Origin of the sequence: Vibrio sp. SCSIO 43137 (assembly GCF_028201475.1) — a bacterium.
Lineage (GTDB): Bacteria > Pseudomonadota > Gammaproteobacteria > Enterobacterales > Vibrionaceae > Vibrio.
Window position 1 is genome coordinate 128725 of sequence record NZ_CP116383.1, and the last position, 24678, is coordinate 153402.

Consider the following 24678-nt stretch of genomic DNA (forward strand, 5'->3'; position numbering starts at 1 on the left):
TTAGAGTTGTCGTTTAGCAAAGTGCTCTTTAAGAAATGCTATCATTTTGTTTCCTACGTGACTATCATATGTATGTGCAGATATGGGAATTTCTTTATATAGGAGAGAAAGAGTATATAAAGCTGTGGAAGTAACACCGTATATTTTAGATAGTTTAATATTTTTGTTAGCAATTTCTAGTTCAATTGGGAATTCACTATTGTGATATATAATATAGGGTAGGGATTTTATCGCTTTGGTTACTTTTTCTGATTCAGTGCGATGAGGAAAATATAGAATATCTGATGAGCTATTTTTAGCCAAGTTTTCCAATCTAGAAACATAGCTTTCAATATCAGGTTGATTTTTATCACCAATAGCTCCTTCTCCAATAAATGCTATTTCTGCATTAGCATCAAAACATTTTGATGCTCCGATAGTTTTTCTTAATGATTCAAGCTTATTTAATTTTAGAACACATACTGTATTGGATATGTTAAATATTGAAAACATCTCTAGTTTTTCATCATACGGCATAACTCCAATTTTTTTACACCCTTGAAGCTGTACCAGAAAGTCTTGTAACCACCGGGTTCGTTTGAAAGTTTTTTTCGGCTCTATATATTGGTAGTATTCATAAAGATTGGCCATCCCATCATCTATCAACACAAGCTTTTCTGCTGTAATGTTTCTAAGGAACATACGGGTTCGCCATGACTTATATTCAGCAAAGAAAAAATACTCTAATGGCTTACGCTTCGCCATATGTTGAATAGACTTTATTAGTCTAGGAGTAATAAAAGTTCGATTGCTACGTTTTACTTTAATAACAACATCCCAAGGTTCATCATTAAATAGTTGATCCATATGTCGCTTTCCAGCTTCATTGTCTTGTTCTACTAGCACGAGAATATTGTTTCTTGTATTGTATTGTTCTCTGGCTTCAACTGCGCATATATATTGAAATGGTGAGGTTACTAAAAATAAGTTCATGTATTGTGTTCTACTTTAATTGATTGATCCAACTCAAACTCTAAGCTGATGCATTTTCAACTGCATTTATAAATGATTCTGTATTGGTCATGTATGGGATGAATAACTTAATTTTATCATCACTCCAGTTCCACCATTTTATGCTTAGAAGTCTTTCAACCGTATCGCTATCAAACCTATGCTTTATAATCTTTGCTGGGACTCCTCCAACGATAGCGTATGGGGGAACATCTTTGGTTACCACTGCACCGGCAGCAATAATAGCACCATCACCAATATTTATTCCTGGGAGTAAAATTACGTTTGAACCTATCCAGACATCATTGCCAATTATAATTTTTTCATTATTTGTTATAGTAGAAATATCTTTGTTTTCATTAACAAAACCGATTTTTTTACTATAAGTGAAAGTATTCGTTGAGACGGTTGAGGTTGGGTGATTACCCGCGAGAGTAACATTGTCAGCTGATATATTACAAAAAGCTCCTATTGATTCGATCAATAAACTTTGATGCCAAAACTGTTCATACCCAGTTGAGTATTTCCCTACTGTAAAACCGTATAGTTTTTCTGAAATATATCTATAACCTTCTTTAAACTTTCCATATTGATCTCGGCATAGATTTTTCTTCATATAATTTAATACAAGCACATGCCACGGATTTATAGTGCGTCTACCTTTTTTTCTGTCAGACAATAAATAACCATACTTGTCTAGTAACGATATTTCTTTTTTAGTCAGGTTGTAGTTAGCCTTCATTGAGATAGTTCCATTTTTAAATCTAATGCGATTAAAGTGTTCCTGATGGCACCTTGATTTTTTTTTACTACTTCTTTTGCGGCATCGCCAGTCAACGCTAATAGTTCTTTATCATCGAACTTACTTATTATTTCTTTAGATATTTCTGAAGCATTTGAAACGATGTCGACAGACTTTACTTTTAGTAGTTGCTCAGTAATATCTTTAAAATTAAAGTAGCTTGGACCAATAAGCATAGGTTTTCCGAGAGCGGCTGGCTCTAAAAGGTTATGTCCACCCACGGTATTGCCAATAAGGCTCCCTCCCATGAAGCAAACATCCGATGAACTTATCAGTGTTAACATTTCGCCCATTGTATTTCCAATGTATACACTGTGATCTTTAGTTATTATTTCATTGTCTGTACGTTGAGTGGTTTTATAACCATTTTTTGTGCATAGGTTGTGTATGGTGGCAAATCGCTCAGGATGTCTTGGTACTAAAATCAAAAGGGTACTGGGATAAGTCTTCAATATTAGCTTGTGAGCATTTAATATTATTTCATCCTCTCCCTTGTGTGTGCTTGCAGCAATCCATACCGGACGGTTGATACCAATTTTTTCGCGAAGTTTTAAACCGGATTTAATATTATTGTCTGATACTTCTATATCAAACTTGATCGAGCCTGTAATTTCTATTTTTTCTGAAGGGACTCCCAGCCTTTCAAACCTATCTGCGTCAACCTGAGTTTGGCATAGTATTTTGGATATCTTTGGGTGAATTTCATTAAATAAAAACTGAATTTTAGCGTAATTTTGATAAGATTTTTCTGATAACCGAGCATTTACAATAGTAATTGGTATGTCAAATCTATGTACCTCATTCAGAGTGTTTGGCCAAAGCTCAGTTTCAATGATTAACAGTTGGCATGGGTTAATCTTTTTGAGAAAAAACCTTATAGCAAATGAGAAGTCCAACGGCATATATCTATGAGCAATGATATCACCAAGCTTTTCTATCTCTTTTGCACCTGTACTAGTAGTTGTAGTAATGAGTATTGGCTGCTCGGGATTTTGCTTCTTTAGTGCTTTGATTAATGGTTTTGCAGCAATGCACTCTCCGACAGAAACTGCATGGATCCATATCGGTGGTTCTGTAGTTTCCAACTTTGGAGCAAGGCCAAAATGCTCTTTCCACCTCCAACCAAAGTGAGGTTTATTTGGTTTGCTTCTGTAGAGGCCAAACAATAAGAGTGGTGAAGCAATGATAAGTAAAACTGTATATAACAAACGAGTAATCATAGCTATAACTCGATAGACTCTAATTTTTTGATACTTTGTAAAACTTGCCTAGGGAATAGCTCTTTTAGACACTTTAAGTGCTTGTATTGGCATTCTCGCTTAAAGCAGGGACGACATTCAATATCGGTATGAACTACTTCTACGTTCTTTGCCAATGGAGGTGTGTACTCTGGAGATGTTGAGCCATAAACAGCAACAACGTTACAGCCGACTGCAGCAGCGATGTGCATTAAACCAGAATCATTACTTACAACGGTTGAGCATGCGGAGAGAAGATCGATAGCCTCCACTAAGCTTGTGTTACCAGCTAGGTTGAACAGTTCTTTTTTACACTTTTCAGAGGTCACTGATACTATTTTGTTTGTTGTATCTTTATCTTTCCCTGAGCCAAAAAGCCAAACTTGATAACCAAGTCTGATCATATCTTCAGCTATCTTGGCATAGTGCTCCGGTGGCCATTGCTTAGCTGGTCCAAATTCCGCCCCAGGGCAAAGACCAACCACTGGTTTTTCTAATTTGAGGGAGAACTTTTTTAAACAATTAGCTTGTGATTGTGTATCAACCGTTAATATTGGGTATGGAAGTATTTCAATACCACCTAATGAACTGGAGTTTATCATTTCATGCTTTGGATAAGCTAAAGCGACATATCTTTCTAGCATATATTGAAACGATTTTTTATTGCTTCTTAAGTCATTAAGCAGTCCATATCGCATTTCGCCTTTCCAACCAGTACGTGATTGAATATTTGCAAACCATGGAATAAGTGCTGATTTCATCGAGTTAGGTAGAATGTAAGCTTTATTATATTGTTCTTCTCTTAACGCTTTACCAATTTGAAATCTTCTATATAGATCAACTTCACCATGCCCCAGTGGCATTGAGATAGCCTTATTTACTTCGGGCATTCTGTCCAAGATAGGTTTGCACCAGTTCGGCGCTAATACATCAATAGTCGATGATGGGTGTTGTGATTTCAATGTTTTGTATAAGGATTGAGACATTACCATATCTCCAATCCATGACGGACCTACTATAAGAATTTTCATATGTCGTTTTCAGTCTTCTTCTCTGGCAGGCATAGTGAAGCTAATATAACTGTACCCATGGTATAAAGTATTATGCCTGAATGATGGTTTAGATAATGTTGGGTCATTGAGTAACCTATGACTAAAGCAATGTGGCATATTCCCATTAACGCAAAATATCGAGACTCAATAGAAGTTGTTGAGCCTTTATATATCTTCTTAAAGACTCTGTATGGGAAATAAAACATAGAAATCAATACTATAATGCCTAGTGAGCCTTTGGTCTGCATATCTTCAAAGAACTGGTTATGGGCTCTTCTGGAGCCCAATGCTGCTTCTGTTACTTTTCCTTCTGAAAATTGTTTTTTCTTAGCTTCCATAGTTCCATCGAATCCCTGTCCGAATAATGGTTTGTCTAGGAAGCTATATATTGAAGACTTCCATAGCTCTATCCTAATACCCGTGGATGTAACCGTCTTTCCTTCAGTATACATAGCTGCGTCAGACGCAACATCACTCAGTCTGGCAGTTATTTGGGGGGAAGCAAAAATTAAGCAAATTGCTGCAACAATTATACTTACAACACCGGAGGTTTTGCTTATTAAAAAACGTTGATTCCATATAAGTGTTAAGATAACGACAGGAGTCAGTACCCAAGCTCCTCTTGCTCCTGTCAATAAGCAAGCCAACAAGGCCGACGTTGCACCCACTATAGATAAAACGTAGAGAACCTTCTTGTTTGTTATTTTAGCGTAAAAGTATGTAACTAATGATAAAACCCCTAATGTTGCACACATCCCAGCGGCTTGAATTACCATATAGTCATTAACCATGAACGCTCTAGGACTCAATTCAAGCACATGAAATAGTGCGAGCATGCCCGTAATTATACCGCCTATGGGTATGCTATAAAAAACAAATAACTTTTTAGGAGGGAACTGATATAAATGAAGTAGAACTAAACTTGCTAACAGAGTTCTACTAGGCATATCTAGCTGGCTTGTATTTCCACCGTAAAGAAAAAATGAGATGACAACTAAAATAAAGTATGGAACTAAGCTTAAACAAATGATTTTTATCTCTGGTACTTTTATATTTCTCCAGGCTGTTTTGATACTTAGTAATGAAAGCAAAACTAAACCTATAGGACCCCATATATATGATTTAGGTGTGACGAGCAAAGCTATAAAAAAAAGGCAGCAAAGGAACGTATTAATGCTTCGATAGTCTAGTTTCATTTATAGTGGATCCTTTGATAAGTAGGATTTATATAGATTACTACCATCAGCTTGGGTCTTTAGTAATGATAGATTCCACATGTATTGTTCTAAATTTCTACTAACAACCGATTCGATATAATCATTTGTAGCTTTTGCGTCACCTTCATCGCTTCCAGTAGGGAAGTTCTTTAAGGCTGGATAAATGTCTATTTGGTATTGTCCACTATCCACATTATAAGAAGAAAAAATTGGTACGACTTTGGCGTTGCTAATTTTAGCAAGTTTACCTAATCCTGGTAGGGTCGCTTTAATGGCTGAAAAGAAGTCCACAAAAACGCTATTATCGGGGCCATGATCTTGATCTGGTAAATAGTAACCAAGATACCCTTGCTTAATTGATTTGATGAACGGTTTAATGCCACTACTTCTTTCATAAATCCTACCCCCATACTGGATTCTCTGTTTATGCATTAACCAATCACCGAGCTCATTTTTTTGCTGTTTGACAAAACCAACAACAGGTAGCCCTTTTGAGGCAAATAGTATCGCTGGGACATCAATTGTCCAAGTATGCGGTACGAGAAGAATGACATTTTCATTTTTATCAGTGTGTTTTGTTAGGTTCTCTATTCCTTGCACAATACACTTCTTTTCAAGCCAGTGCCTGCTTCGTATAGTTAAAGAGGCAAATCCTAATAAATATGCGCCGCCAGTTGTAAGCCCATTCCTGATAATAGATACTTTCTCATATCTATTTTTTGTAGGGAAACATACTGATAGATTTACCCAAGCTCTTTTGCAAGCTGTACTTGTTTTTTTTAGCATTAAGAGAGCAGCTAATCGAGCCAACCAACAGCGAACCGAATTGGGGAGCAGTGCAATTGGAATAGTAATAAATATAAGTAACCACGTTCCCCAATTTGATGGTAAAAGAAACTTCCATTTAAAAGTTGGGTTATAGGCTTTTGGATCAAAATCGTTTCTTGAATTTTGCACTCAGGGAGCTCATAAAAGAGTAAATACTAATACCTAGAAGGATAACACAAATAATTGGGTTGAGTAGAGCCTACTACTCAACCCTTTTGAGCTTCATCTAATCATTGATGATTGATAAGTACTCAGCAACACCTTCAGCGACTGATTTAAACTGAACATCGCAGCCAGTAGCCCTGAGTTTGGTTAAATCCGCCTGTGTATACTCTTGATAAGCTCCCTTCAGATGGTCGGGAAATGGGATAGACTCGACTTCCCCTTTTCCATGATGCTTAATGACTGCTTTAGCCACTTCTTCGAATGATTCTGCATTTCCTGTTCCTAGGTTGAAAACGCCGGAGTGACCATTCTGTAAGAACCATAGATTTACATCTGCTACGTCACCAACATATACGAAGTCACGACGGAAATTCTCGCTACCTTCAAATAGTTTCGGGTTTTCATTAGCATTCATTTGATTGTTTAAGTGGAACGCAACTGAAGCCATAGAGCCTTTGTGTTCTTCTCGGGGACCATAAACGTTGAAATATCGAAAGCCAGTAACTTGAGACAGCTTTTCTCCATGAGCCTCAGCGTCTTGCCATAACCGTCGCACATAGTTATCAAATTGCTGCTTCGAGTAGCCATAAACGTTAAGCGCACCTTCATACTTTTTTTCTTCAATGAAGGTATCCGTATCGCCGTAAGTAGCTGCTGATGATGCATATAAAAAAGGTATCTCTCGCTCAAGGCAATAGTGAAGTAGCTCTTTAGAGTATTCATAGTTATTGAGCATCATATACTTGCCATCCCATTCGGTAGTAGCTGAGCAAGCACCTTCATGAAAAACTGCCTCAATTGGACCAAAGTCTTCTCCAGCCATTACCTGCATCAAAAAGTCTTCCCGATCCATATAGTCGGCTATATCGAGGTCTACAAGGTTTTTGAACTTTTTTCCGTTTTTTAAATGGTCAACGACAAGGATATCCGAGTACCCTTTCTCATTTAATGCTTTAACAATGTTGCTGCCAATCATGCCAGCACCGCCGGTAATTATAATCATCGTTTAGTCCTGAGTGATCTCTTAAAGATAAGGCGTAGTATAACAATACTGAATGAGATACAACAGTTGGTGTGTTTCAGAAAATTCAAGCTAAAAGTTATAGAATATGATGCGCTGCTGATATTTGTGCTATTAATTGAGTGGCACTGGATTATGTGAAGTATCTACGGTAGACTCCATCGGTTAAAACTCTTTGATAGTTGCTTGTGGGAGTGTTACCCAAGGGCGGTAGCATATATTTATGAAAGTATTGCACGTTTATAGAACATGTTATCCGGAAACGGAAGGGGGATTGGAACAGGCTATTCGCTATATTTGTAAAGGGTGCAGTGAGTTGGGGGTTGAAAGTACTATATTGACTCTTGGAGAAAAGGATAAGGATTATTATTTTGAAGGAACTAGAATTATTGTTCTGAAGAAAGATTTTGAAGTGTCTTCAAATAGCTTCTCTTTTCGACTCATTATGAAGTTTCTGAGATTGAGTAATGAACATGATCTAGTTCATTATCAATACCCTTGGCCTACAGGTGATTTCTTAAGCTTCTTCGCGAGAAAGCGTCCTAGTTTAGTAAGTTATCAATCTGACATAGTAAAGCAAAAGGTGCTAAAACTGGTTTATTGGCCGTTAGAATACCTTTTTCTTTCACAAGTGGATCGAATCGTTGCAAGTTCTCCTCAATATGCTAAAAGTAGCAAAAACTTGAATAGATTCAAAGATAAGGTCGATATTATTCCTTTAGCTATTGATGAAGCTAGTTATCCCGAACCATGTAGTTCTCAAGTTTCTTACTGGAGAGATAAGGTTGGTGAGGGGTTCTTCTTGTTTGTTGGTGTTCTTCGGTATTATAAGGGACTCCAGTACTTATTAGAGGCTGCAAGGTTATCAAATCTGCCCGTTGTTATAGCAGGAGAAGGGCCCGAAAAAAGTAATTTAGAGTACTATATTAAGAAGTTTAAACTAGTAAATGTTAAAATGATAGGATTTATTAACGAAGAGGATAAATCTGCATTACATTTCTTATCTAAAGCTTTTGTTTTTCCATCTCACTTGCGTTCGGAAGCATTTGGCATATCTATTGTTGAGGCGTTAATGTATGGTCGCCCTATAATCAGCTGTGACATTGGGACTGGGTCATCTTATGTTAATGATAACAATACCACTGGTTTTACTGTAGAAGCGGCAAATGCAGCTAGTTTAGCTGCTGCAATGATACGCTTAGAAAAAGATGAAAAGTTAAGATCAGAATTTGCTAGAAATGCAAGAATGCGTTTTGAACAGAAGTTTACAATATCCCGCTACGCTGAAAGTTATAGAGAGCTGTATCGAGACTTGCTAAGTGGCAAGACATCGAATTGATGGTTAATAACCAATTGAAAAGTATCTGAAAATATGTTTGTACCAGTAATAATGGCTGGAGGGTCTGGTTCTAGACTGTGGCCCTTGTCTCGCTCTGCTTTCCCAAAGCAGTTTCTTGCACTAGATAACCATAACTCTTTGACTATGCTTCAGTCAACTCTAGATAGGGTTGAAGGGATGGCAATGTCAGAGCCTATTATAATTTCAAATGAAGATCACCGTTTTGTTGTTGCTGAACAAGTGAGAAGTTTTGGTCAGAAAGCTCGAATCATTTTAGAGCCAGCAGGTAGAAATACAGCTCCTGCTATAGCTCTTGCTGCATTTCAGGCTATTGAACACGGAGAAGATCCTGTTTTACTTGTATTGGCTGCAGATCATATCGTTTTAGATAAAACGGCTTTTCAGTCATCAGTAAATAAGGCTCTTGATGAGGCTTTGAATGGAAACTTGGTCACTTTTGGAATTGTGCCAACAGGTCCAGAGACAGGCTATGGCTACATCCAACGAGGAGAAGTAACTGAAAAAGGAAGCTACAAAGTTGCTAAGTTTGTAGAAAAACCACAGTTAAAGATAGCGGAGGAGTATGTAAAGAGTGGTGGTTACTACTGGAATAGCGGTTGCTTTATGTTCAAAGCAAGTGTGTTTCTTGAAGAGTTAAAGATACATTCGAAGGATGTATATGATAGTTGCCAAAGAGCAAGCAAAAATATCACAACGGATATAGATTTTATTCGAATAGACAAAAGTGAGTTTTTGAAGTGTCCAGATGATTCAGTGGACTATGCGGTTATGGAACATACTGAAAAAGCAGTAGTTGTACCAATGGATGCAGGATGGAGTGATGTAGGTTCTTGGTCTGCATTATGGGAAGTATCAGAAAAAGATAACGCAGGAAATGTAATTCACGGTGATGCGATAATAAAAGATACTGAGGGCTGTTATATTTATGCACCGAATAAATTGGTTGCTTCGGTGGGTGTTAAAGACATTGTAGTAGTAGAAACAAAAGATGCCGTATTAGTTGCTCATAAGGATAACGTTCAAAAGGTCAAGAAGATCGTAGAGCATCTGAAAGCAGAAAACCGCGCAGAGTATCGTGAGCATCGTGAAGTGTATCGCCCATGGGGTAAGTCCGACGCTATTGATGGTGGTGAGCGTTATAAAGTAAATCGAATTACAGTTCATCCTGGTAAAAAGCAGTCCCTTCAAATGCACTATCATCGTGCAGAACATTGGGTTGTCGTTTCTGGTACGGCGAAGGTGAGTAGTAATGGCCAGGAGCAAATTATCACAGAAAACCAATCGCTCTATATCCCGGTTGGAGTAAGCCACATGGTGGAAAACCCTGGCCAAATGCCATTAGAACTAATCGAAATTCAATCAGGTTCATACCTAAACGAAGATGATGTCGTACGTTTAGAGGAAAGCAAATAATGACTAAGCTAACATGCTTTAAAGCTTACGATATTCATTTCATGGCCAATTTTCGTTGAGCACTACAATGTAGCTCTATTGAAGGAAAAGGCAAGGATTATTCTAGACAGCTTAAGAAAGGGATATTCAAATTACACGATACTTAATAGTTATTGATTTAAGTTAAACGGATGAATTATTTTGCAGCCAGATTATTTGAATTTAACATGGTAAAAGAGACATTAGGGGAACAAAAATGGAAATTAAAGACTTTACGTTAAAGTATGTTAATGACTTGAAGGCACATCTTGACGCCATTGACACTGAAGTTGTAGCTCAAATTGTCGACGAAATTGAAAAGGTATCTAAAACTGGTTCTACCTTCTATGTAATAGGTAACGGTGGTAGTTCTGCAACTGCATCTCATTGGGCTAATGATTTTGCAATTGGACTAAAGAGAAGAGGCATTTTAGCCATCGATATGGTCAGTTTAGGTGATAATGCTGCAGTTACATCTGCAATTGCAAATGATATTGGATATGAAAATATCTTTTATATGCAATTAAAAGATGTATTGAAACCTGAAGATGTAATTCTTGCTATCTCTTGTAGTGGCAATTCTCCTAACATTGTAACAGCAGTTGAATATGCTAAACAGATTGGCTCAACCGTGATTGGAGCATCTGGATTTGATGGAGGTAAACTAAAACAACTATCAGATATTGAATTTCATGTAGATACGGAAAAAGATGAATATGGGCTTGTGGAAGATATTCATATGATTCTAGATCACATTATCTATTCATATTATATTCAAAAGGCAAGTAAATGATAAAAGTAGCAATTGCCGGTTTTGGAAATATAGGGCAAGTTCGAGCTAAAGAACTAGAGAAAAATGAGAATACAAAGCTTGTAGCAATATATGATATTAAAAAACCTGAGAATCTAAATAAAGATATTAGGTTTTGTGAGTCATTTGAAGAGCTACTAGCAGAAGATATTGATGCGGTTTTTGTTTGTGCATTTAATAATGTTTTGGCAGATTATACAAGTCAAGCGCTTAGCGCTGGCAAACATGTTTTCTGTGAAAAGCCACCAGCACGAACTAGCACAGAACTTAAATCGGTTATGGAAACTGAAGAGCAGAGTGATTTAGTTTTAAAGTATGGATTTAATCACAGATATCACTATTCAGTTATGGAAGCAAAAAAAATAATTGACTCAGGAGTGATGGGTAAACTGCTTTGGCTACGTGGTGTATATGGCAAAGCTGGTAGCATTGATTATCACAAGAACTGGCGGAACTATCAAAAATATTCAGGTGGCGGAATCCTCATTGATCAAGGTATCCATATGTTAGATCTGATGAGATATTTTTCAAACCAGAAGTTTGAACATATCAATAGTTTTATTACGACATCATTCTGGGATATTGAAGCGGAAGACAATGCTTTTGCAATTATGCAATCGGGTGACAAAGTTACGGCAATGCTTCATTCAAGTGCCACGCAATGGAAACATAAGTTTTTGTTAGAAATGTGTTTTGAAAAAGGCTCAATAAACCTAGATGGCATTCTTTCTGGAACAAGAAGTTACGCACCAGAAAAACTTATCGTTGCAAGAAGAGAACATGAAGAACTCAAATTTGCAATGGGTAAACCTCAGGAAACTATTACAACATTTGAATATGATGATTCTTGGAAGTTAGAGGTCGAAGAATTCGTTGGAGCGATTTTGGATAAACGAAGCATTAAGAATGGAACTAGCCAAGATGCTTACGAAACACTGAGACTAGTAGAGAGAATATATGAGAATTCAGGATTCTACAGTGATAAATGATCTTACCATTGGTATAACAACGGTTGCTTTCTCGAAGGATAAGGATCTTGTAAATACCATTCATAATCAGGGATTTAAAAAGGTATTAATCAATCAACCTCAAAGACGTTTCACGCAAGACGAGCTAATTGAATTTTTGGCTAAGTGTGACATTGCTATTGTGGGGCTAGATAAGATAAACGACGAAGTTTTATCCAGAGTACCAAAATTAAAAGCAATATCAAAGTATGGAGTTGGTCTTGACAATATAGACTTTGAAGCTTGTCATAGACATAATGTTAAAGTTTTACATACTCAGGGCGTTAATAAAAGATCAGTTTCGGAGCTAGCCCTAGGATGTATGCTAAGTCTTAGCCGAAGAATATATGTTACTTCCAATGAATTGAAAGCGGGTGACTGGAACAAGCAAGGTGGGATGCAAGTAACTGGAAAGAAAGTCGGTATCATTGGTGTAGGGCATATAGGGAAGGATATTATCGAACTACTCAAACCATTTGGTTGTGAAATTCTCGTTAATGATATAATTGATCAACAAAGTTATTACAAAGAAAATGGGCTCGTCGAAGCTACGAAAGAAGAAATATTCAAAAATGCTGACATTATTAGCATTCATACACCGTTGACAGAAGAACTTAAGTATTTCATTAACAAAGACTCGCTGTCTCTCATGAAAAAAAGGGCTATTGTTATAAATACAGCAAGGGGGGGCTTGATTAATCAGGATGACCTTAAATGGGCCCTGAAAAATAATATTATTGCAGGAGCTGCGATTGATGCTTATGAGGTTGAACCACCAACAGATAGCGAGCTCATTTCATTACCTAATCTCATTACTACACCCCACATCGGTGGTAATGCAAATGAAGCGGTTCAAGCTATGGGATTGGCCGCGATAGATAATATCGTAGCCTACTGCCAAAAGGACTAATGCTATGGCAATTATAGGAAACCTATACAAGATCGAAGAGTTTTTAAGCGATAAAAATCTTGATGCAGTATTCGAATATTTTAGGCAAGCTCTTGATAGAAAAAGCGACGTTTATTCGCGAATTCTAGAACGACCTTTAGGGGCGTTTGAAAAGGTTAAGATTACAGACGAAATATTCGCACTTGAACAAGTTTACTATACTAAAGAGCGAGAGAAGTGCTTTATTGAATCTCATCGAAAATATATAGATTTTCAGCTGATTGTTCGAGGTAATGAACAAATGGAATATATTGATATTGATAAGCTTGAAATAGACTGCCATTATGATGAAGTAAAAGATCTTATTACATATAAGATGACTGATATTACTTCAAAGTTCTTGCTTCAAGAACATGATATCGCCATTTTCTTCCCTGATGACGCTCACATAGGGTTACCTAAAGTAGATCACCCCGAATTGGTTTATAAAACTGTGATCAAGCTTCCAATGGAATTGTATCGATGAAATATTTAAGAGAATTTGAGTTAGCAAAAAGAGTAGCTATAGATGTTGGTATCTTTTTGAATAATCAGGTTCATAAAAGAATAGACTCAGAAGTTGGAAAAGATATCAAACTCGAACTGGACAGAATTGCAGAAGAGATGATTATCGATGCTATTTCTCTTGAGTTCGATAACCCAATATTAAGTGAAGAAATAGGCTTAACAAGAAAGAATAAGCCTAATGAAGAGTATTGGGTTATAGATCCTATTGATGGCACTTTAAATTTTAGTCGAGATAATCCTTTATGTTGTATCTCCATTGCTTTATGGGTAGAGAAGGAGCCAATATTCGGTGTTATATATGATTTTAACAGAGAGGAGCTCTTTAGTGGGTATATAGGTAGTGGGGCTTGGTTGAATGATACAAAACTCGAACCTAAAAACAAAAAGGAGAAATCACAATCGATTTTAGCTACAGGTTTCCCTACTTATATGAACGATGATGAAGAGACTTTAAAGAGCTTTATTTCTAATATACAAGAATACAAGAAAATCAGAATGATGGGCTCAGCTGCTCTTTCTTTAGCTTATGTTGCGAGTGGAAGGTTTGATTCATATATTGAAAATAACATAAAATTGTGGGACGTTGCTGCTGGGATTGCAATAAATAAAGCTCTCAACAACAAGGTGAACATTATGTATTTACAAGATTACAGTACTAATACATTAGTAGAAACAAGCTAAACTAAAAATATTTTATACTAGTCTTAGATAAGTTTGATATTTAATTAACGTTGGTTTTATATATGAAGATTATAGCGATGATACCTGCTAGATTGGGTAGCCAAAGGCTTAAACATAAAAATCTACAACCTTTTAAAGGGGTTCCTCTAATTGTTCATGCTATAAGAAAAGCAAAGATTAGTGGCGTATTTGATGAAATATGGGTTAACAGTGAGGCCGAAGTATTTGCCGATATTGCTGAACAAGAGGGTGTCAACTTTCACAAACGTCCCAAGGAACTTGCAGATAATAATGCTACAAGTGAAGACTTTGTTTACCAATTCTTAAAGGAGCACCAGTGTGATTACGTTGTACAGTTACATAGTATTGCTCCACTTCTCAGTGTTGTTGACACGCAAAATTTTGTGTCAGAATTAGAAAAAGGAAGCGCAGACGCACTGCTGAGTGTTGATAATGTTCAAATAGAATGTGCGTATGAAAATTCTCCAGTAAATTTTTCATATGACGCTAAAACAAATTCTCAAGACCTCAAACCAGTTCAAAGAATTACATGGAGTATCACTGGTTGGAAAAGAAATAGTTATATCGAAGCTTATGACAGTAAAAAATGTGCAACATATAGTGGAAATGTTGCGTATTTTCCTATTGATAGACTTGCAGGCCATATCATCAAGACCCAAGAAGATCTTGATATAGCTGAGGCTTTATATGATTTAACAGTGAAGTGATGAACTGGAGTATATTCGAATCGTATATCTCATTACTAAAACTAGGTGCGGACTATAATTACTCTCTCTGAGACTGATGGTTATAGTCCTTAATAATGTTTGGTTTGGTTGCGAGTTGCTCTGCGTTTTATTTAAGCTAAGGTTTAGGGGTTGGTATATTTATATATAAGCTCGTTCCACTACTTATTAGATCAACATAATATCCATTGTAAAATTGAAAGCATAAGTGGCCTTTTATATTGTAGTAAATGTTTTTGTGAGAACGGATATGAGAATTATAAGAGAGTTAAGGAATTTACTTGCCTTAAACTCATTTAGGAATATGTATGGTGATTCCGAATGTATAATTGTGGGTAATGGACCTAGTGTAGAGGTTAATGACTTAAAGTTAATACAAAATTCAGGTAAGGTAATATTTACCTTTAATCGTTTTTATCTAGCTTACGAACAGCTAGAATTGGAATTTTTCCGTCCCGACTTTATTATGTCGATCGACCCTCAAATGATTAAAGACTTTGGTCAAGACATTATTGATAACAGAAACGATGCAACAGTGTTTTTTGGGATGAACAATAGGAACGCTTTAGAGGGTGAGTATATATCATTTTACATAAAGAATAGAATACCATTTCTGTTTCAAAAAACGCCTTTTAATAGAATCTCCACAGGAGACTCATCCGTCATCGCAGCCATTCAAATGGCTTATTTTATGGGTATGAAGAAGATATATCTTTATGGAGTGGATCATAATTTCAAACATGATATTAAAAGCAATGATGGAATGGTAAAAGGTGGTAGTAACCACTTTATTAAGGACTATAGAAGTGGAAGAAAGTGGCATCCTCCAGTTAGTGAAAATATTGAATTGGCTTTCAAGGCATGTGATAAATATTTAAGAGAACGAGATGGTTATATTGTTAACTGCTCTAGAAGAACGAAGCTAGATAATATAGAGAGGATGAATTTAAATGATTGTTTATGATTCAAAGTCGGTTAGAGTTGGTTTTGTCGACAATATCAAAAACATGACAAGGAATGTTATTGGAGATCGTTATATTGCATATAGACTTGCCAAGAAGGACATTAAAAGCAAGTACTCTAAGTCCTATATAGGTCTTATATGGGATTTCTTAGAACCGGTTTCTTTGGCTACGGTTTTTATTTTTCTTCACCGTTCAAAGTTCATAAATACAGATGATTTAACGATGAGTTATTCAATATTCGTTATTTATGGTCTTTTGATGTGGCAGATCTTTAATGACACATTGCTACAATCTATCGATATAGTTAATCGTTCAAAAACTCTTTTGTCACAAATTAATGTTTCTGCAGAAGCACTCGTTATGTCAATAATATTTCGAATGAGTTTTAATGCTATATTTGTAATATGTGCTATAGCAATTTTTTCCGCAATTACCTCAACCTTTGATTTGGTCGGTATGCTTAAGTTTCTTTTTCTATTCCCATTGATAATTCTGGCAGGTCTAGCCATGGGCTTGATTCTGACACCATTCAATACGTTGAATAGTGATGTTGGAAGTTTTGTTAAAATATTGCTCCGAGCTTTATTTTTTACAAGTGCTGTGTTATTTCCGTTACCGAAAGAAGGTATTCTAAGCGTTATCGGAACATATAACCCACTCGTCCACCTATTTGAAAATATGCGGTATGTCGGCCTAGGCTATGAAGTACATCTGGCAGGTTTTTTATCTGTCATAATTGCTATTTTTTTGCTTCTTTTTGTGGCCTGGTACATCTTTCATTTAACATTAAAACTTTTGGTTGAGAGAGTATAGGCATGGCATCAATTGTAAAAGTTGAAAACATAATAAAGAAGTATTCTAAGAACTCGAGCTCCCATCTAGACTATGGTATCAAGGACCTGTTTACAGAGCTTAAAGGTCTAAACCAGAGTACTTCTCTGAGAAAAGATGAATTTTATGCTGTTAATAACGTTAGTTTCTCATTAGAGAAAGGGCAAAGCATTGCTCTTATTGGTAGAAACGGTTGTGGTAAAACGACCTTGTTAAAAATGATAGCCGGTCTAATAAAACCTACAAGGGGCCGGATTACGATAGACGGCAAAGTCCAAGCTTTAATAGCCTTGGGCGCAGGGTTTGAAAACAAGCTTTCTGGTAGAGAAAATATCTATAACTCCGCTTCGTTAATAGGATTGAATTATCACGAAACGCAGAAGATTATTGATGAAATAATTGAGTTTTCTGAAATAGAGGAGTTTATTGATAGTCCGGTAGAAACATATAGTTCGGGTATGTATGCGAGACTAGGTTTTTCTGTTGCTATTCACCTAAAGCCTGACCTCTTACTTGTAGATGAAATTCTCTCTGTAGGCGATTACGCATTTCAAAACAAGTGTTTTATGAAGATGCATCAACTGAAGAAGGAAGGGATGTCCATAATCTTAGTTTCCCACAGTCACACACAAGTTACGCAACTGTGTGATGTCGCCGTGTGGATGGATAAAGGCAATATCATAGAATACGGAAAGTCCAAAGAAGTGGTGACTAAATATCTAAATCACATGGATGAATTAGCTGTCAAGAAACTTGAAAGGTCTTCTCCTAAAAAGAACGATTCGCCTATGCTATATGGCTCTATCTACCCTGATTTTGATAAGATTAGCAACTTCAAATTTAAGATATTAGATGAGTCTGGCAATGAACTTAGTACGTGTAGAACAAACGATACAATCTTTCTAGAGTACAGCTTTGAATTGAGTCAAAAAGTTGAAGATCTAAATGTTTCTATTAACTTCTACCGAAAAGATGGGTTACTTATGACAACTATATCTACCCTTAATGGAGATATAATCAAACATGTTAACGATGGAAAAGTTCACTGTAAATTACGAATTGACAACTTGTCGCTTAATCCAAATGAGTATGTGATCGTAATGCCAATTCATGAAGGACATGGATATCTGTACAGAAATGTAGTTAAGGAATTCTTGGTGACTAAGCATAGTGAAATGATGCATTGGGGAGTTGTCACACTAAATCATGAATATCAGGAAATCTAAAATGAGAAACATTTTTGCTAAAGTACTCTCTAGGTCGACTCACGGCATTTTTTCCCTGATTAACATAGTATTGTCAAAGTTTAATAAAAAGGTTGTTGTTTTCGATAACGGTAAAAATAACTCAAGTGTTGTAGACACGAAGGAGTATCTTTTACTAAGAAAATCGAGAGTTGAATCCGTCAGCAAAGACACCGTGATATTTGATGATGCTATACTATTATCAAACTACTGGAAGGTTAATGAAGAGCGAGTCGATAATCAAGAATACATATTGCTAGACAAGACCAAAATTAACTCAGCTGAGAAAGGGTTCGTCAAGTTTGATAATAGCTGCCTATTAACTAATCACCAAATTGTTGGTAGTGATATTGTAGAATTCTCGGACAAAATAGTAGTTAATAGACAAAGCGTTGTTTTTCTTAGTTGGGCATTATTTAGTAATAAGAAGGCATTAACAAAGTTACTAAATGATACAGAGAAGAAAGTCTTTATCTCTAATGGTAGCGTGGTTAATCTAAATGACATGGTCTCTTTGTTTTCTAGTGCGTTAGAATATAAGAGTTTATTATGTAATGACTATTCAGAAAATCAGCATTTTGATGAAGTAAGACGTGCCGAAAATAGAAGTTTCGATGTATTGGAACAGTTCTTTTATAGCGATGGATGTGTAAAGCTAGGTGATAATAAGTTAAGGTTGTATGATCCAAATTCTCTTATGATATTAATGAACGAATTATTGATTACGGAAGATTACTTTTTCGAGTCAGAAAGTGATAATCCACTTATAATAGATTGTGGTAGTAACTTTGGATTATCTTTGTTCTACTATAAAAAGATGTATCCAAACTCAAGAATAATTTCATTTGAGCCGTTATCTTCAATGAGAAATGTGCTACAAAATAACATCGACAGTAACAACTGGAGTAACGTAACTTTGGAACCTTATGCGTTATGGAAAGAGGATACTGAAATGACGTTCCAAGTTCCGAACGATGACTCTATGGCTGGTTCGCTGACAGACCGCCGAAAGGTACCAGATGGGACTATGAACGAAGAAAAAGTGACTTGTAAGCGACTTAGCACCTATTTAGAAAATAAAGTTGATTTCTTGAAACTTGATATTGAAGGCGCGGAGTTAGAGGTATTAGAAGAATCTAAACATTTACTCGGCAATGTAAATTATCTTTTCTGCGAGTATCATCACTTAATTGATGATCCTAGACTCGGTCGGATTATAACGATACTCGAAGACGCTGGGTTTGACGTGAATGTGACGAAGTCTTACAGTTACAGTAGAGGCACGAAATATAGACCTATGAAATATTTGAATGATAAAGGCTACCTTTATAGTGCATCAATTTTCTGTAAGAACAAAGTAGTTACAAAATGAAAAATGCAATTGTAAGTAATCTAGCACCGATAAATGATAATGATCTTACTTTTTTTAAGGAAGTTGAAAAAGCACTTAACTCAAGAGGATTTAAAGTCCATTTCTGGTCATGTATCTATAAACGAGAGTTTAAAAACTACATACAAATGAGTTGGGATATAGCCCAGTGGGAACGATTTGGGGAGAAACTAAGCAACTCACAAAAGGAAGATGCGCATAAACTGGTAGACAAAGCTAAATGGTTACCGAGAATGCAAAAGTTGGTGAAGCAAACTAATTCTGATATAGAATTTCTATATGATGTTGTCGTGTACAATAGCTACTACATACTTTTGAACATGAATATTGACGTTTTCTTTAGCTGGAACAATTTATGTCCTCATAGCGGAATTCTCAATGACATGTGCAACTCAAAGGGGATAGAAACCTTTCTAATCGAGAGGGGGAATTTCCCTAATACATGGTATTTAGAGAAAGGCGGGTTGCTTGGACATTCTGTTATAGCTAACAAGACTTTTGATGAGTTAGGTTTAACACAATCACATTTTGATATTGGTAAAGACTTCATACAAAACCTACAGTTCGGCGACAATGAGAAGTATGCACAGAATAAGAGTGAAGAAACTTTTTTACAACTTCAGGTATTAAAAGATCTAGCGAAGCAAGCGGATAAGCCTATTGTTGTTATGTTTCCACCAGATGACGGCACTATTGGATTTTTCCCATGCGAGCACGAAGATAGAAAGAAAACACTGCCCAATTATAGGAATAGCTTTGATGCTGCCAAAATGATAGCTAAGCAAAGTAATGCTATAGTGATATTTAAGCCGCATCCCTCATTTATTGGTTGGAGCTATGATCTAGAAGATATTGAAAATATTTTTGTCATTGACTATGACTATAAATACCTTATTGAGTATTCAGATATTGTTGCTTCTAGTGGTAGTGGCTTAGGATTGATTGCGTTGGCAAACAAAAAACCTTTAATATCTCTATCAGTAGATATCATATACGGAAAAGGAATCGCATACGAAGCGATACGACCAGAAGATATCGAAACTTGCGTAATAAGTGCATATAATATGCGGTATTTTAATGAAAAGCTTGATAACTTATATTACTTTGTTGGTTATATGATGAAAGAATATATGATTACTTTATCAGGAAAAGAACTGTTTAGCGCACATGAATTTATAAGCAATAACATCCATGATAAAAGAAACTTTTTAAAGAGGTTATTAAATGCAGTATTCTGAAAATCCGGATGAGCTAAAGAGTTTTTTAGAAGAACATTCTGGAAGCACCAAAAAGGTAATTTATGATTTTGATAATACTCTTTTCTTAGATAATTCTACCAATTTGTATTTCAACTCTATTAGGCCTCGGTGGTTAGTATGTTTGATATTCTATTTTCTTAACATTGTTTTTGATAGGTTTAAAATTGATCGTTTCATCTGGGAAGATTACATAAAAACCGTAATCGGAATTTACCTATTCCCTCTTTCCTATTTTAGATGGAAGTATCGAACAGCAAAATACTTTGCAAGAGAATTATTGAATGAAGAGCTTTTATTAAATGAATCAAAAGAAAATCGGAAATACATAATAATTTCTTTCGGACATAAAGAAATTATCGAGCCTCTATTAAAACACATGGGAATAGATTATGAACTCATTTGTTCTAAAATTTTGCTTAATCCGAAAAATATCCGAAGGAGAGGTAAACTCTATTACATAGAACCGTTTCTAGAGGAAGGGGATAAAGAAAATTGTCTATTTGTTACGGATTCTAAAGATGACTCAGAGTTATTAGATTATTTTGAACGTTCATTTCTCTTGATTTGGAGGAAACAGTCTCCTGTTAACTTTCATAATGTGTATATTCCGTTTAAGTACACTGCAAAATGTAAATATGTTGTTAAGAATATACTGTGGAATCAGCACATAGGCGAAGATCTAGTTGTTCTTATTTTAGCGTATGGTTTATTCATGCCATTAGATATTCTTTCTGTAGTTTTCTTGTTTATATCGTTTTTTATTGTTTATGAGATGGGATATTACGAAAATGATTTTAAGGCAAGCGAGAATGAAGATAAACCTTCACTATCAGGTAAGCAAAAAGAGTATATAAATTATCCTATTTATAAATATGGAATTCTCTGGGCGCTTTCAACGTCAGCTATAGGTGTTTATTTTTTAACTGAAAGTTTCATAACAAACTACGTCCAATGGTTGATTACTTTAATTGCGCTGTTCTTTACGTTCAGAATTTTTAATTCCATAAAGCCCATAAATAGAATATACATATTTCCTTTTTTACAACTATTTAAAACTTTCAGCTATACTTTATTTTTTAAATTGAACCCAATTGGTCTTGTACTTCTTTTTTCTCAGGTGATGAGACAAACAACGAACTATCATATTTACCGTTTTGGTGGCAATACAAAAATATTTAAAAGGCAAAATCATAGAATGTTGGTCTTTATAATTTTAATGTTGGTTTTGTTGGTTTCAAAACTGGTTGCTATTGAAGAATTATTTACAGTGCAATTCGCACTTATATTATGCTGGCTATTACAAAGAAGTATTACCAGAGACTTGGGGGGATATCGAAACTCCGCGAAATTTTTCGTTAAGTTACCACAAGTTTTATATAGAAAGTTGAAAGGATCGTAATGAACATTGTAGTTGTAGGTAGGAACCCAGAAGGTTCATATTCCGGTGGTAGGTATCATGCATGGATTTTAGCTGAGGCCATAGCTAAGAACCATAAGCTTATATATTTTTCTAATGCAAAACCTATATTCGCTAATGATTTTGTCACTTATAAAGACCATAAGAATGTAGATTTGCGAATTATAGATGATCAATTTTACGACTTACGATGCGAAGAAGATATTGATATAGTATTTTTCATTCCTGGTATGGATGCAGATAATACTTTTTATAAGAACACAATTAAATTCGCCAGTAAAAAAAAGGCTCATTTAGTACTTATTAATTTTGAGTCTCCAAATTGGTTTAACAAATATTCAGTAATCCAAAGAAATGAATCTCTCTGGGATAATTGGGTAATGATGTCTAGGTATAGCTCTTGTATCTTGTCTAGTAGTAAAGAAGGAATGAAATACGCGAAACTATTTTATAAGAATATACCACAGTCATCGGTTTTTGAATTCTGTTATCCATCTATTAATTCTCAAGTTGCTGATCAAGTTTACTTTGATGATGAAATAAAAAAAGAAAAAAGAATTATAATGACAGCTCGATTTACTTTGTCGGATCACAAGGGAAGTTACAATATTCCCGATCTATTTTGCGAGGAAATGAGGGGACATTCATTCATTTTGATTTTGGGTTCAGGTGATGTGCCTTCAGACATCAAGTCAGAGATAGAAAACAAGGCACAAGAGTTTGGTATAAATGTTGAGTATAAACGTACGCTGGATGACAAAAATAAGTTCATCGAGATAAAGCGGGCTAAGTTGGTACTTTTTCCGTCTTTTTTCGAAGGTTTTGGCTACCCTCCAATCGAAGCACAATATCTTAATACAGCGTGTGTAGCGTTTAGAATTCCGGTAATAGAGGAAACATCGCCCAGAATTGATATGGTTAAATTAGGTGATTGGTCCAAATTCAAACGTGAAATAGCTGTAGCTTTAGAAAGAGAAGAACAGGATTATCATAGTGATATTTCAGAGATCGCATCGTTTGACTCAATGGTTGGAAATATAGATCGTGTAATTCGTAAAGTTTCTACATTACCACTTCCAAAAGAGCTTAATGATACATCCTCTATTAAGGTTGCCCCGAGACATGTGGTCGAAACATCCACAGCACTAAAAGAAAAATGTAAAAATATTTTAGGTGAAAAGCAATATGTTTTACTTAGAAATGAATACCAAAAGTTCAAATCTGGTGATCTTGATTTACTATCATTTCTTTTCAAAGTGTTTAAAGCAATACTAAAAACGTTATTGCCGGAGAACGCGTATCGGAAATTAACTAAAATCTATCATAAAATAAAAGGTTGAGCTTTAAAATATGAAAAAAATACTGTTTCTTACTATAGTTCCACCTTTTCCGAACGATCAAGGCAACAGAGTCTATACTTTAAGTATTATGGATTACTTCGTCTCTCAGGGTTTCCAAGTTGATGCGCTTTTTCAAACCGGTTACGACCGAAGAATGGTAGATGACCATTTTGGAGATAAAGTTAAAGTATATAATGTTAAACCTAAAGACTATCCCTCAAAAGAAAAATACCAAAATAGACAAGAAATAAAGAAACTTCTAAATGCTAAATATTTTCAGGGATATAACGAGGATATTAGGCGAGAGATATTTTACGCGGCAAATCATTTTCATCCTTTCGAATACATTAGTGATGATATGGTTTTGCAATCTAAAAAATTGCTTGAAGATAATGATTATGAATATATAGTTTGTAATTATATTTATACGTTAAGGGTTGTCAAAGAGCTGAAAGAGGCTTGCGGCGAAGCTAAGTCTATCGTTGTCACACATGACGCGTTGTCAACTATTGATTATCAAGCTTATGAGTACGATATTGATACCTCTTATCGAGCTTGTAGTCCATCAATAGAAGCGAACTGTTTGAACTATGCGGATAAGGTTCTTGCAATATCACAAAGTGAATTCGATTACTTTGAAGGAATCGGAGTAAAAAACACTGTTTTATGTGAGTACAACGCATTCGATTTTTTCCAAGATAATATTGTTAGTAAAGCTAATTTTAATAATAAAGTTATCTTTATCGCTGCAAGTGGAAATAACTTGAACAAGTTGGGCTTTGAGCAGTTTTTAAGTAGAGTGTGGCCATCGATATACCACTTGGACAATGAGATTAGAATGATTGTTTGTGGTACAATATGTGACCACTTCAAAGGCGACTATTTAAATGTTGAATTTAAGGGAAGAGTCGAAAACTCTGAATTAAACAACCTAATGGCACAAGCTTCTATAACTATCAATCCGGCCTTTTTAGGAACTGGCCTTAAGATTAAATCTGTCGAGTCAATGTGTGTTGGTTTACCGATGGTCACTTTTGAAGAAGGTGTGGATGGATTGCAAGAATATAATAATCAAGCGTTTTTAATTGCAAATGACTGGTTGGATTTTGGTCAAAAGATACTTAGGTTGATGAACGATAAACACCTTTGGGAGCGTTTACATGATTGTGCTGTAGATCTTTCTAAAAGTAGATTTACTGGAAAAGAGGTATTTAAGAGTCTTCTGTAACTTTGATTAAGCTAAATGGTGCGCTTTTGATGTTGATTACAGATTGTAACCAAGAACTAATATTCCAGATTTCAACAAAAAGATATCACAATGTCGGACTCTTCTATCTAAGTTATGTACTTTTTAGTGATCTTATTGTTAGTTTTGAGTGTTATTAGAGTTATGTGTAGATGAAGCGCACCATTAGTGAGCATTGTTT

At 35.5% G+C, this 24678-nt stretch carries 23 protein-coding genes; 16 read left to right on the forward strand and 7 right to left on the reverse strand.

All coding sequences use genetic code 11. The annotated features are described in order from the left end of the window. The 7 genes from PK654_RS00595 to rfaD form a co-directional block, all read right to left on the reverse strand. Nucleotides 1-972, reverse strand: coding sequence for a polysialyltransferase family glycosyltransferase (locus PK654_RS00595; RefSeq protein WP_271697014.1), 972 nt, complete (start codon nucleotides 970-972; stop codon nucleotides 1-3). Between the two features lie 40 nt (nucleotides 973-1012). After that, on the reverse strand, nucleotides 1013-1732 hold the full coding sequence (locus PK654_RS00600; protein ID WP_271697015.1) for a CatB-related O-acetyltransferase: 720 nt from the start codon (nucleotides 1730-1732) through the stop codon (nucleotides 1013-1015). Continuing rightward, nucleotides 1729-3012: a lipid IV(A) 3-deoxy-D-manno-octulosonic acid transferase gene (gene waaA, locus PK654_RS00605; protein WP_271697016.1), complete on the reverse strand. Its 1284-nt coding sequence runs from the start codon at nucleotides 3010-3012 to the stop codon at nucleotides 1729-1731. Before waaA ends, PK654_RS00600 begins: the two co-directional genes overlap by 4 nt. 2 nt (nucleotides 3013-3014) lie before the next feature. Beyond that, nucleotides 3015-4061: a lipopolysaccharide heptosyltransferase II gene (waaF, locus tag PK654_RS00610; protein WP_271697017.1), complete on the reverse strand. Its 1047-nt coding sequence runs from the start codon at nucleotides 4059-4061 to the stop codon at nucleotides 3015-3017. Next, entirely contained in the window at nucleotides 4058-5278 is a 1221-nt protein-coding gene (locus tag PK654_RS00615; RefSeq protein WP_271697018.1) for an O-antigen ligase family protein, read from the reverse strand. Before PK654_RS00615 ends, waaF begins: the two co-directional genes overlap by 4 nt. Beyond that, entirely contained in the window at nucleotides 5279-6256 is a 978-nt protein-coding gene (gene lpxM, locus PK654_RS00620) for a lauroyl-Kdo(2)-lipid IV(A) myristoyltransferase (RefSeq protein ID WP_271697019.1), read from the reverse strand. Nucleotides 6257-6353: 97 nt separating this feature from the next. Continuing rightward, nucleotides 6354-7295 carry an ADP-glyceromanno-heptose 6-epimerase gene (rfaD, locus tag PK654_RS00625; protein WP_271697020.1) on the reverse strand — a complete coding sequence of 314 codons (942 nt, stop codon included), beginning with the start codon at nucleotides 7293-7295 and terminating at the stop codon, nucleotides 6354-6356. Nucleotides 7296-7536: 241 nt separating this feature from the next. On the opposite strand from rfaD, the gene PK654_RS00630 reads away from it, so the two are divergent. The 16 genes from PK654_RS00630 (at nucleotide 7537) to PK654_RS00705 (ending at nucleotide 24479) form a co-directional block, all read left to right on the forward strand. Beyond that, nucleotides 7537-8652 (forward strand): glycosyltransferase, encoded by a 1116-nt coding sequence (locus PK654_RS00630; RefSeq protein ID WP_271697022.1) that lies wholly within the window; start codon nucleotides 7537-7539, stop codon nucleotides 8650-8652. A gap of 33 nt (nucleotides 8653-8685) precedes the next feature. Continuing rightward, nucleotides 8686-10086, forward strand: a complete 1401-nt coding sequence (locus PK654_RS00635) for a mannose-1-phosphate guanylyltransferase/mannose-6-phosphate isomerase (RefSeq protein ID WP_271697023.1) — start codon at nucleotides 8686-8688, stop codon at nucleotides 10084-10086. 235 nt (nucleotides 10087-10321) lie between these two features. After that, nucleotides 10322-10897, forward strand: coding sequence for an SIS domain-containing protein (locus PK654_RS00640; RefSeq protein WP_271697024.1), 576 nt, complete (start codon nucleotides 10322-10324; stop codon nucleotides 10895-10897). Further along, complete coding sequence (locus PK654_RS00645; protein ID WP_271697025.1) at nucleotides 10894-11904, forward strand: Gfo/Idh/MocA family protein; 1011 nt, start codon at nucleotides 10894-10896, stop codon at nucleotides 11902-11904. The genes PK654_RS00640 and PK654_RS00645 overlap by 4 nt, the downstream gene beginning before the upstream one ends. Beyond that, nucleotides 11873-12832, forward strand: coding sequence for a phosphoglycerate dehydrogenase (locus tag PK654_RS00650; RefSeq protein WP_271697026.1), 960 nt, complete (start codon nucleotides 11873-11875; stop codon nucleotides 12830-12832). Before PK654_RS00645 ends, PK654_RS00650 begins: the two co-directional genes overlap by 32 nt. Before the next feature lie 4 nt (nucleotides 12833-12836). Continuing rightward, nucleotides 12837-13337 (forward strand): YhcH/YjgK/YiaL family protein, encoded by a 501-nt coding sequence (locus tag PK654_RS00655; RefSeq protein ID WP_271697027.1) that lies wholly within the window; start codon nucleotides 12837-12839, stop codon nucleotides 13335-13337. Beyond that, nucleotides 13334-14059 carry an inositol monophosphatase family protein gene (locus tag PK654_RS00660; RefSeq protein WP_271697028.1) on the forward strand — a complete coding sequence of 242 codons (726 nt, stop codon included), beginning with the start codon at nucleotides 13334-13336 and terminating at the stop codon, nucleotides 14057-14059. Before PK654_RS00655 ends, PK654_RS00660 begins: the two co-directional genes overlap by 4 nt. Before the next feature lie 62 nt (nucleotides 14060-14121). Next, nucleotides 14122-14787, forward strand: a complete 666-nt coding sequence (locus tag PK654_RS00665) for an acylneuraminate cytidylyltransferase family protein (protein ID WP_271697029.1) — start codon at nucleotides 14122-14124, stop codon at nucleotides 14785-14787. 268 nt (nucleotides 14788-15055) lie between these two features. Next, a complete protein-coding gene (locus PK654_RS00670; protein ID WP_271697030.1) occupies nucleotides 15056-15769 on the forward strand; it encodes a 6-hydroxymethylpterin diphosphokinase MptE-like protein in 714 nt (237 codons plus the stop codon). After that, entirely contained in the window at nucleotides 15756-16583 is an 828-nt protein-coding gene (locus PK654_RS00675; protein ID WP_271697031.1) for an ABC transporter permease, read from the forward strand. Before PK654_RS00670 ends, PK654_RS00675 begins: the two co-directional genes overlap by 14 nt. A gap of 2 nt (nucleotides 16584-16585) precedes the next feature. Next, the gene (locus PK654_RS00680; RefSeq protein WP_271697032.1) at nucleotides 16586-17827 is read left to right on the forward strand and encodes an ABC transporter ATP-binding protein; all 1242 of its coding nucleotides are present in this window, start codon (nucleotides 16586-16588) and stop codon (nucleotides 17825-17827) included. Nucleotide 17828: 1 nt separating this feature from the next. Next, nucleotides 17829-19217 carry an FkbM family methyltransferase gene (locus tag PK654_RS00685; RefSeq protein WP_271697033.1) on the forward strand — a complete coding sequence of 463 codons (1389 nt, stop codon included), beginning with the start codon at nucleotides 17829-17831 and terminating at the stop codon, nucleotides 19215-19217. Continuing rightward, nucleotides 19214-20473, forward strand: coding sequence for a hypothetical protein (locus PK654_RS00690; RefSeq protein ID WP_271697034.1), 1260 nt, complete (start codon nucleotides 19214-19216; stop codon nucleotides 20471-20473). The genes PK654_RS00685 and PK654_RS00690 overlap by 4 nt, the downstream gene beginning before the upstream one ends. After that, complete coding sequence (locus PK654_RS00695) at nucleotides 20460-21893, forward strand: HAD family hydrolase (protein WP_271697035.1); 1434 nt, start codon at nucleotides 20460-20462, stop codon at nucleotides 21891-21893. The genes PK654_RS00690 and PK654_RS00695 overlap by 14 nt, the downstream gene beginning before the upstream one ends. Continuing rightward, nucleotides 21893-23251: a glycosyltransferase gene (locus PK654_RS00700; protein WP_271697036.1), complete on the forward strand. Its 1359-nt coding sequence runs from the start codon at nucleotides 21893-21895 to the stop codon at nucleotides 23249-23251. Before PK654_RS00695 ends, PK654_RS00700 begins: the two co-directional genes overlap by 1 nt. A gap of 10 nt (nucleotides 23252-23261) precedes the next feature. Beyond that, entirely contained in the window at nucleotides 23262-24479 is a 1218-nt protein-coding gene (locus PK654_RS00705; RefSeq protein WP_271697037.1) for a glycosyltransferase, read from the forward strand. Nucleotides 24480-24678: the final 199 nt, after the last annotated feature.